The sequence below is a fragment of the Isoptericola sp. NPDC057559 genome (assembly GCF_042801555.1).
GTDB lineage: Bacteria > Actinomycetota > Actinomycetes > Actinomycetales > Cellulomonadaceae > Isoptericola.
Genome location: NZ_JBHVFQ010000015.1, coordinates 96,695 through 105,781 on the forward strand (window position 1 = coordinate 96,695; position 9,087 = coordinate 105,781).

Annotated in this window: 6 protein-coding genes and 1 pseudogene; 2 read left to right on the top strand and 5 right to left on the bottom strand. The window is 75.9% G+C overall.

Features of this window, described 5'->3' with window-relative positions; genetic code table 11:
* Nucleotides 1-94: 94 nt before the first annotated feature.
* The 3 genes from ACFU5J_RS14885 to ACFU5J_RS14895 all read right to left on the bottom strand — a co-directional run bounded on the left by ACFU5J_RS14885 (nt 95) and on the right by ACFU5J_RS14895 (nt 3,978).
* Nucleotides 95-1,024, bottom strand: coding sequence for a universal stress protein (locus tag ACFU5J_RS14885; protein ID WP_430579234.1), 930 nt, complete (start codon nt 1,022-1,024; stop codon nt 95-97).
* Nucleotides 1,025-1,172: 148 nt separating this feature from the next.
* The gene (locus ACFU5J_RS14890) at nt 1,173-2,210 is read right to left on the bottom strand and encodes an alpha/beta fold hydrolase (RefSeq protein ID WP_430579235.1); all 1,038 of its coding nucleotides are present in this window, start codon (nt 2,208-2,210) and stop codon (nt 1,173-1,175) included.
* A 58-nt stretch (nt 2,211-2,268) separates the two neighbouring features.
* Nucleotides 2,269-3,978 (bottom strand): carboxylesterase/lipase family protein, encoded by a 1,710-nt coding sequence (locus tag ACFU5J_RS14895; RefSeq protein ID WP_430579236.1) that lies wholly within the window; start codon nt 3,976-3,978, stop codon nt 2,269-2,271.
* Nucleotides 3,979-4,302: 324 nt separating this feature from the next.
* Between ACFU5J_RS14895 and ACFU5J_RS14900 the strand changes: the two genes are divergently transcribed.
* On the top strand, nt 4,303-4,740 hold the full coding sequence (locus ACFU5J_RS14900) for a nuclear transport factor 2 family protein (protein ID WP_430555963.1): 438 nt from the start codon (nt 4,303-4,305) through the stop codon (nt 4,738-4,740).
* A gap of 46 nt (nt 4,741-4,786) precedes the next feature.
* On the top strand, nt 4,787-7,615 hold the full coding sequence (locus ACFU5J_RS14905; RefSeq protein WP_430579237.1) for a LuxR C-terminal-related transcriptional regulator: 2,829 nt from the start codon (nt 4,787-4,789) through the stop codon (nt 7,613-7,615).
* Here the strand turns inward: ACFU5J_RS14905 and ACFU5J_RS14910 are convergent.
* Entirely contained in the window at nt 7,562-8,800 is a 1,239-nt protein-coding gene (locus ACFU5J_RS14910; protein WP_430579238.1) for a low temperature requirement protein A, read from the bottom strand. The two genes, ACFU5J_RS14905 and ACFU5J_RS14910, sit on opposite strands and share 54 nt — an antisense overlap.
* A gap of 76 nt (nt 8,801-8,876) precedes the next feature.
* A pseudogene (locus ACFU5J_RS14915) lies at nt 8,877-9,087 on the bottom strand (short-chain dehydrogenase/reductase); the annotation flags it as partial.

The following is a 9,087-nucleotide window of genomic DNA, read 5'->3' on the forward strand; positions in this document are numbered from 1 at the left end:
GCGCCCCCTGTCCGCGCCGACGCCGGGCGACAAGTCGTCATGGCGACTTGTCGCCATCGTGACGACGTCGGCGCCAGCCGATCGGGTCCCCCCGTCAGCCACGTCTCTCGTGCGCGGACGTCTCGGACGGGACGAGGACGACGGTGCCGCGGGTGCCGGACACGATGCGGCGCACGAGCGACCGTCCCGTCACGTCGCGCGGGGACGACGGCACGCCCACGACGGTGAGCGCGGCACCCTCCGACTCCTGGACGACCGCCCGGGCGAGCGCGGAGACCGCCCGGGTCCGCACGTCGACCTCGGGAAAGACCTGCGCGTAGGGGTCCAGGACCTCGGCCAGGACCTCCGCCGCGACGGCCGCGGGGAGGGTGGCACCCGGGACGTGCACCACGGTGACACCGGTGGCCCGCCGCGCCGCGGCGCGGAACGCCACGTCGAGGACGCCGGTCGGGTCCTCCCCCGCCCTCGGCGCCGCGACGACCCGGTGCGCTGACGGCCCCGCTTGCGGGGAGTCCGCCAGGCCGACGACCGCCACCGGCAGGCGCGCGCGCCGTGCCGCCCGACAAGCCGTCCCGGGGACCGGCCCGCCCAGCGCGCGGAAGCCACGCCGCCGCCCCACGACCAGCAGGGCGTCGTCCCGGCGGGCGGACGCCGCCCCGGCCTGCGCGAGCCCGGCGTCGACGCCGAGCCGCGGGTCGACCTCGTGCGCCTGCCGCACGACGTCCTCCAGGTCCGCCCGCGCGGCGTCCCACGCCGCGCGGGCGGGGCTGCGACCGTCGGCCGACGTCCACGGGTACCACGTCCCCCAGGGGGTCGCGGGGACGACGACGGGCGGCGGCGTCACCACGGACCGCACCACCCGCAGCGTCGTGCCCCGCACGGCGGCCTCGGCCGCCGCCCACCGGACCGGCAGGTGACTGGCCGGGGTGTCGTCGAGCGTGACGAGCACCGGCCCGGCGGGCTCGACCCGCGACGGGAGGCGCGAACGCAGCCTGGCGATCGCGCGGGGATCGGGAGTGGACATGGTCGGGCCCTTCTCGTGACGGAGCGGACGGCGACGACGACGGTGCCGCGGAGGCCTGCGGGTCCGCGCCGTGGTGCGGTGTCGACGCGGTCGCCGGCGTGCGCCCCGGGCCGCACGAGATCCGTCCGGCCCGGGGCGTGCGGGCGTCCTACAGCCGGGTGGCGTCCACGACCGCCTGCGCGAACTCGCGCGGCGCCTCCTGCGGCACGTCGTGGCCGACGGCGAACGTCCGGTGGTCGTACGGCCCGACGAACTTGGCGCGATAGCGCGCTCCGTCGCCGTCCGGGGTGAACGGGTCGTCGGCGCCGTCGATCGTGATCGTCGGGACGCCGATCGTCGGCCCGGCCGCCAGCCGCTTCTCGAGGCGGTCGTACCTCGGGTCGCCGGCGGCGAGCCCGAGCCGCCAGCGATAGTTGTGGACCACGATCGCGGCGTAGTCCGGGTTGGTGAACGCCGCCGCCGTCCGCTCGAAGGTCGCCGCGTCGAACGACCAGGTGGGCGAGTTGAACGTCCACACCAGCCGGGCCAGCTCGTCGCGGTACTCCGGGGTGCTCAGGCCGCGCAGGCCGCGCTCGGTGGCGAAGTAGTACTGGTACCACCACGCCCACTCGAGGCTCGGAGGGATCGGGTCCTCGTTGGCCTCCCGGTTGGTGATGAGGTAGCCCGTCACCGACACCAGGGCCGTGACCCGCTCCGGCCAGAGCGCGGCGATGATGTCGCCGGTGCGCGAGCCCCAGTCGTAGCCGGCGATCACCGCGCTGCGGATGTGCAGCGCGTCCATCAGCGCGACGACGTCCAGCGCGATGACCGACTGCTGCGCGTTGCGGAACGTGCGGGACGAGAGGAACGTCGTCGTCCCGTGGCCGCGGAAGTACGGCACGATGACGCGATATCCCTGGTCGGCGAGCAGCGGCGCCACCTTCACGTAGCTGTGGATGTCGTACGGCCAGCCGTGCAGCAGGACCACCGGCGTGCCGCCGGCGGGGCCGAGCTCGGCGTACCCGACGTCGAGCTCGCCGGCCCGGATCTGCTTGATCTCGGGGAACGCCGGGCGCACGGGCAGCACGGGGGGCGGCCCGGACGGGGCGGGGTGCGTGCCGGCGACGGCGGTGCCCGCCTGGGTGCCGACGGTCCCTGCCGCGGCGAGCACTCCGGTGGTGCGGAGGAACGTTCTTCTGTCGAGCATGGCGCGACCTTTCTCGGGTGGGCGTGCGGGTGTCCTGCGTGCCGTGGCGGGCCGCCGGTCAGCGGGAGCCGAACAGCGCGACCGCCGCCCAGACGCCGCACCGGTGGTCGGTCGCGAACCCGCGCTCGACGGACGGTGCCGGGTCGTCGAGGGAGAGGATCTGCTGCCTGGCCAGGTCGAACCTCGGCCAGGGCGTGGCGGCGGTGGCCGGCGACCCCGTGCGGGCGAACTGCACCCACGCCGCCTGCATCGTGTCGGCGAGCTGCTGCTGGGACGCCGAGAGCTCGCCGGGCAACGGCGCGTTCGGCTGGTCGAAGAGGTACGCCAGCTCGGACTGGTGCGTGGCCGCGTACGGCGCGCCGAGCGTGTCGGGTGCGAACAGCCGGGGCGCCTCGGCGTCGTTGAACTCGTATGCATAGGTCTTCACCCAGGCCGACGCCGCGCCGTCGAGCGCGAACGCCGGGCACGAGAAGTTGGCGTCGGAGTTCAGCACGCTGAAGGCCTGTGCCGGCGAGGCGTACCGCGACAGGGGGTAGGCCTTCGCGATGAACGACGCCGTCCGCGCGTCCACGCCGAAGTTCGTGGCGATGGTGGACTCGTAGCTCGACGCGTCGACCGGGCCGGGCAGCACGGCGGTGGCGCCCTTCGTCACGCTCAGCCCGAGCGTGGTGAAGATCCGGTTCTCCTGCGTGTTGACGCCGTTGAGGATCGGCACCCGGTGGAACCGTCCGGTCGCGATCGCGTCGCCGACCGACCGGGGCAGGACCCTTCCGTCGACGACCCCGGGCGTGATCGACAGCGGCTGGTGCGCCACCAGGGTCTCGACGGACGCATGCCGCAGGCACTCGGCCACCCGTGCGGCGGTCCCGTCGTCGCAGCCGACGGCCGCCGCCGACGCGACGCCCTCGCGCTCCGCCCGCGCGAGCGGCTTCTGCACCGGGGCGAACGCCCCGCTCTGGATCACCGCGCGCTGGAACAGGCCCTTCGCGCCGGGCGACGCCAGGTGCATCGCGACCGACAGGCCGCCGGCCGACTGACCGGCGATCGTCACGTTCCCGGCGTCCCCGCCGAAGCCGGAGATGTTGCGGTGCACCCAGCGCAGCGCGGCCTGCTGGTCCATGAGGCCGTAGTTGCCGCTCGCTCCGTCCCGGTCGGCCAGCGCGGGGTGGGAGAGGAACCCGAGCAGCCCGAGGCGGTAGTTGATCGTCACGACGACGGCGCCATGGGCGGCGAGGTCGGCCGCCTCGTAGTCGGCGCCCTCCCCGATCTCGAAGCCGCCACCATGGATCCAGACGATGACCGGGAGCTTCGCGTCAGCAGCGGTACCGCCGGGGACGGTGACGTTGAGGGAGAGGCAGTCCTCGCTCTGCCCGTTCGGGCTCGGCGGCGCCTGCGGGCAGACCGGCGAGTAGTCGGTCGCCTCGCGGACTCCTGCCCAGGGCGCCACCGGCTGCGGCGGCTCCCACCGGAGCTCGCCGGTCGGCGGCGCCGCGTACGGGACGCCGCGGAACTCCAGCCCCGCGGGGGTGGCTACGCCCTGGAGGGTGCCGGCGTCGACGTGCACCACGGACGAGACGGGAGGCGCGGGGCGGGCGGCCGCGTGCGCGGGCGGCAGGAGCGAGCCCCAGCAGGCGAGCAGCACGGCGAGCGTGCCGAGGACGGCGAGGACGCGGACGGCGATCGGGCGGACGTCGCGGCGTCCGGCGACCGCGGCGTGCGCGGCCGGTCGGGACGCGGGCGGACGAGGGACATCAGGCGGTGTGTTCATGCAGGCCACGGTCGCGTGCGGACCCACGGCAAGGCACCGGTGCCTCCCCCTGGGCGACCACCGGGCGAGCCACGGGCATCCGACCGGTGAGCCACTGGCGTCCGACGGGCGGACCACCGGGCCACGGCCGCCATCGCGCGGCGGTGGGCTGCGCCGAACGACGTCGAGCGCCGCCGGCGATCCCAGGGTGTCGACCAGGGTGTTGCCCTGGTGGTCCCGGGCACGCGGGGCGGGAGGCTCGGACCAGGCGCCAGATTCGACGGTGCCGCACGTCGAAAGGACTCCGATGACCCACCGCACCACGACCGCACGACGGGGACGCGCATGACCGACCCGTTGGCGCCCCTCGACCGGCTGCTCGTCCTCGAGGAGCTCCGCCGCGTGCAGTCACGGCTCTGCCGCGCCGCCTCCGTGCGCGACTGGGCCGAGCTGGAGTCGTTGTTCACCCCCGACGGCCGCTTCCGCGCCTACGGCGCCGACGGCGAGCTCGGCTGCTTCGCCGCCACCACGGGGATCGGGGCCGCGATCGACCGGGCCATCGGCCCGGGGCGGCTCGTCGTCCAGTCCTCGGACGAGGAGCTCGACGTCCTCGCCGACGACCGCGCCGACGGGACCTGGGCCGTCGAGGACACCCTCTACCCGGAGGACGGGACGCGCGCCCGGCACGGCGCCGGGTCGCTCGCCCTGGCCTACCGGTTCGACGGCGGACGATGGCGGGTCGCGACGGCCGAGTTCACCCGGACGGCCCGTGAGCACGGCTGACCCGAGCGCTGCCGAGGCGCGGGGGCTGCGGATAGGCTCTGCGACCATGACGCCTGGTGCGCATGGTCCGACCCTCATCGGGCGTCGTCGCGAGCGCGAGCGGCTCGGCCGCCTCGTCGCGAGCGTGCGCGGCGGCGAGAGCCGTGCGCTGGTGCTGCGGGCCGAGACCGGGCTCGGCAAGACGATGCTCCTCGACCACGTCGCCGCACAGGCGACCGGCTGCCAGGTGGTGCGGGCGATCGGCGTCGAGTCCGAGATGGAGCTGGCCCTCGCGGGCCTCCAGCAGCTCTGCGCTCCCGTCCTCGACGGCCTGGGAGCGCTCCCGGAGCCCCAGGCGATGGCGCTCGGCGTGGCGCTCGGACTGCGCTCCGGACCGGCCCCGGACCGGTTCGTGCTCGGGCTCGCGGTGCTGAGCCTCTTCAGCCACGCGGCCGAGACCCGCCCGCTCGTCTGCCTCGTCGACGACGCCCAGTGGCTCGACCAGGCCTCTGCCCAGGTGCTCGCGTTCGTGGCGCGACGGCTCGTCGCCGAGTCCGTCGCGATCGTCTTCGCCGTCCGCGAGCCGGTCGACGAACGGTTCGCCGCGATCGAGGACCTCGTCGTCCGGCCGCTCGACGACGGCGACGCGCGCACGCTGCTCGGTACGGTCGTCGGCGGCCCGGTCGACGGGGCCGTGCGCGAGCGCATCGTCGCCGAGGCGCGCGGCAACCCGCTCGCGCTCGTCGAGCTCCGGCGCGGGTCGATGGAGTTCTCCGCCGCTCCCGTCGCGCAGGGACGGACGGGCGTCGGCGCCAAGGTCGAGGACGGCTTCCGGCGCCGCGTCGAGCGGCTGCCCTCCGACACCCGGCGGCTGCTGCTCCTCACCGCGATCGAACCCGTGGGCGACCCGACCCTCGTGCTCGCCGCGGCGGCCTCGCTCGACCTGGACACGTCCGCGTTCGCGCCCGCGGTCGAGGAGAACCTCCTGGAGCTCGGGGCGCGGCTCCGGTTCCGGCACCCTCTGGTGCGCTCCGCCGTGATCGGCGCCGAGCCCGCCGCCGACCGCCGCGCCGCACACCGGGCGATCGCCGAGGCCACCGACCCGCAGCAGGACCCCGACCGCCGGGCGTGGCACCTCGCCGAGAGCACGATCGGGTTCGACGAGGACGTCGCCGCCGAGCTGGTGCGCTCCGCCGACCGCGCGCGTCTGCGCGGCGGCATCATCGCCGCCGCGAACTTCCACGCCCGCGGGGCCGAGCTGACCCCGGACCGCCACATGCGTTCCCGGCGGATGCTCATGGCCGCCGAGGACACCCTCCGCGCCGGCGCGATGCAGAACGCGCAGCGGCTGCTCGACCGCGTGGAGCCGGAGCTGCTCAACGCGCACCAGCAGGCGCGGGTCGACCTCGCCCGCGGCCACGTCCGCTTCTACACCTCCCCCGGCCGCGAAGGCGCCGAGCTGCTCCTCGACGCGGCGAGACGACTGGAGCCGTTCGACGGGGATGCGGCGATGGTCACCTACGCCAACGCCTTCATCGCCGCGGTCCTCGCCGGGTCCTCGGCGGGCCGCGTCGGCATCCCCGAGGTCGCGCGCGGCATCCTCGCCGCGGATCCCGCGACGCCGCTCAACCGCGGGTCGCGGGCCGCGCTCGACGCCCTGCGCGGGCTCGCCGTCCTCGCCCTGGACGGCTACGGGCCCGCCGCCCCGGCGCTGCGTACGGCGCTCGCGGAGCTGCGCTCGCTCGACGGTGACGCCGACGGCGACCAGGAGGTCGTCGACCCGATGCGCGGGTACGGGGCCGACGTCAGCCAGGAGGTCGGCGCGATGCGCTGGCTCCCCCTCACCTGCCTCGTCGCCCGGGTGCTCCTCGACGACGCCGCCTATGCCGACGCGTCCGCCGAGTTCGTCGACGCCTGTCGAAAGGACGGGGCGTTCTCGACCCTCGCCATGGCGATGGCGGAGCACTACCCGATCCTGCTCATGAGCGGCCGCATCGCCGACGCCGAGGAGCTCTACGAGGGCACCCGCGAGATCATGGCCGCGAGCGACGTCCCCGAGGGGCCGGACCGGGCGGGCTGGTTCGCCGCCTACCGCGGCGACGAGGCGGCCAAGCAGGAGTCCGCGGCCGCCGTGGCGCGCCGGGTCTCCGAGCGCGGCGAGGCGCAGTGGCGGCTCTCGGACGACCTGCACAGCGGCGTGCTGCACAACTCCCGCGGACGCTATGCCGAGGCCCTCGCGGCGACGGCCTCCGCCGACGGGCACCCGTTCGACGTGGGCCTCGCCGCCTGGGTGCTCCCCGAGAACGTCGAGGCGGCCGTGCGGGCCGGCACGCCCGAGCAGGGCCGGGCCGCGGCCGCCCGCCTGCAGGAGATCGCCGACGCGACGGGCACGGACTGGGCCGTCGGGCTGGCCACCCGGTCGGCCGCGCTGCTCGCCGACGACCGCGACGCCGAGCCGCTCTACCGCGCCGCGATCGACGTGCTCGGCCGCACCCGGGTCGGCACCGCCGAAGCCCGGGCCCGGCTGCTCCTCGGCGAGTGGCTGCGGCGCCAGAACCGGCGGGTCGAGGCGCGTGAGGTGCTCCGGCAGGCGCACGAGCAGCTCGTCGGGTTCGGCGCCCACGCCTTCGCCGAGCGTGCGGCGCGGGAGCTCTCGGCGACCGGCGAGGTCGTGCACCGGTCGGTCGTCGGCCCGGTCGACGAGCTGACCGCCCAGGAGCGGCAGATCGCGCGGCTCGCGGCGACGGGCAGCACGAACCCGGAGATCGGCGCGCAGCTCTTCCTCAGCCCGCGGACCGTCGAGTGGCACCTGCGCAAGGTGTTCGGGAAGCTCGGCGTCACGTCACGACGGCAGCTGGCCACGGCGCTCAAGGACTCGGTGGTGGCGACGGGCTGACCCCCGGCCGACGAGGGCGGAGGCGACGGCGACGACCGCCACGATCGCGGCGGCCGACGCCCAGGCGGGGAGCCACGGGGACGCGGCCGCGGCCGCCCCCACCGCGGTGGCCGCGACCACCGAGGCCGGCCGCCACGTCCTCAGCAGCACCCACCGGAACGTCTCGAGGCCGGCGAGGAAGCTCACGGCGCCGCCGGCGAGGGCGACCACCGCGAACCCGTGGGCGGGAGCGTCCGGCGCGTGCGCGACGTCGTCGAGCAGGAGGGCGATCCCCAGGGCGACGAGCACGACGCCGCCCACGATCGGGAGGTGGCCGAAGGTGTACCCGTCGCGCGCGATCAGGGAGCGCCGGGACCGGTCCGTGCCTGCGAGGGCCCGCGCCGCGTCGACCGAGAGGTGCCCGAAGAACGCCCACCACAGGCTCGCGGTCATCAGGAATCCGAGGAGTGCGACGGCGAGCACCGCGGGCTCCGCCGTCCACGAGTCGACCCGGGCCCCGGTGGCGAGCACCGTCTCTCCGAGCGCGATGATCAGCACGAGGTCGTGCCGCTCGGCGAAGTGGCGGGCGCTGCCCACCCGCCACCCGCGGTAGCGCGACGCCGACCGGCCGCCGGCGAAGTCGACGACGAACGCGCTCGCCCACAGCGCCGTCTGCCACCCGCCGCCGAGCAGCGCCCCTCCGCACAGCAGGCCGACCGACGACGACTGCGGCACCAGGTCGATGAGGACCTGCGTGCGCAGGCGCCGGTGCGGCCAGGCGATGATCGCGAGCAGCACGACGTACGACGCCCGCACCACGGTGAACGCGACCGCGAGGACGACGGCGGGAGCCGGACCGCCCGGGCCGGCGCTCCACGCCTCGGGGATCACGAGGCCGACGACGAACAGGGCCGTCATCGCCACGAGCATCCCGACCCGCACGAACCCCCGGTCGAGGCGCACCTGGTTGCCGAGCCAGATGAAGGCGCACCACGACCACCAGAGCATCAGCAGCAGCACGACCGCCCGCCCGAGGGAGTCCGCGCCCGGCGCCGCCTCGACCAGCGCGACGTCCCGGGTGAGGGCGAAGACGAAGACGAGGTCGAAGAAGATCTCGAACGGTGTCGCGCGGTCCTCGGCCCGCGTGGGCACGACGGCGCCCGGGGCGGGCGGCCGCGCGTGGGAGGTGCGAGCCGGGGCGGTCACGTCGGAGCGAGCACGTGCGCCGCGAGCGCCGGCCCGGGCCCGCTCCCGGCGCCGGTGACGCACCAGGTCGGGGCGCTCATCGGTCGAACCCCGTGGCCGCGGCGGCCGGCGCGAAGTCGGTGCTCCGGCTCGTCTCGGCCCACGCCTCGGTCTCCTCGATCCGGCGCCGGTCGCCCGCGAGGGCGCGCTCGACGGCGTCCGAGCCGAGCGGCAGGCGGAGCGGGAGGTCGGACCTCTCGGCGAGGCCCACCAGCAGTCGGGCGGCCCGCACCGGGTCGCCGGCCTGG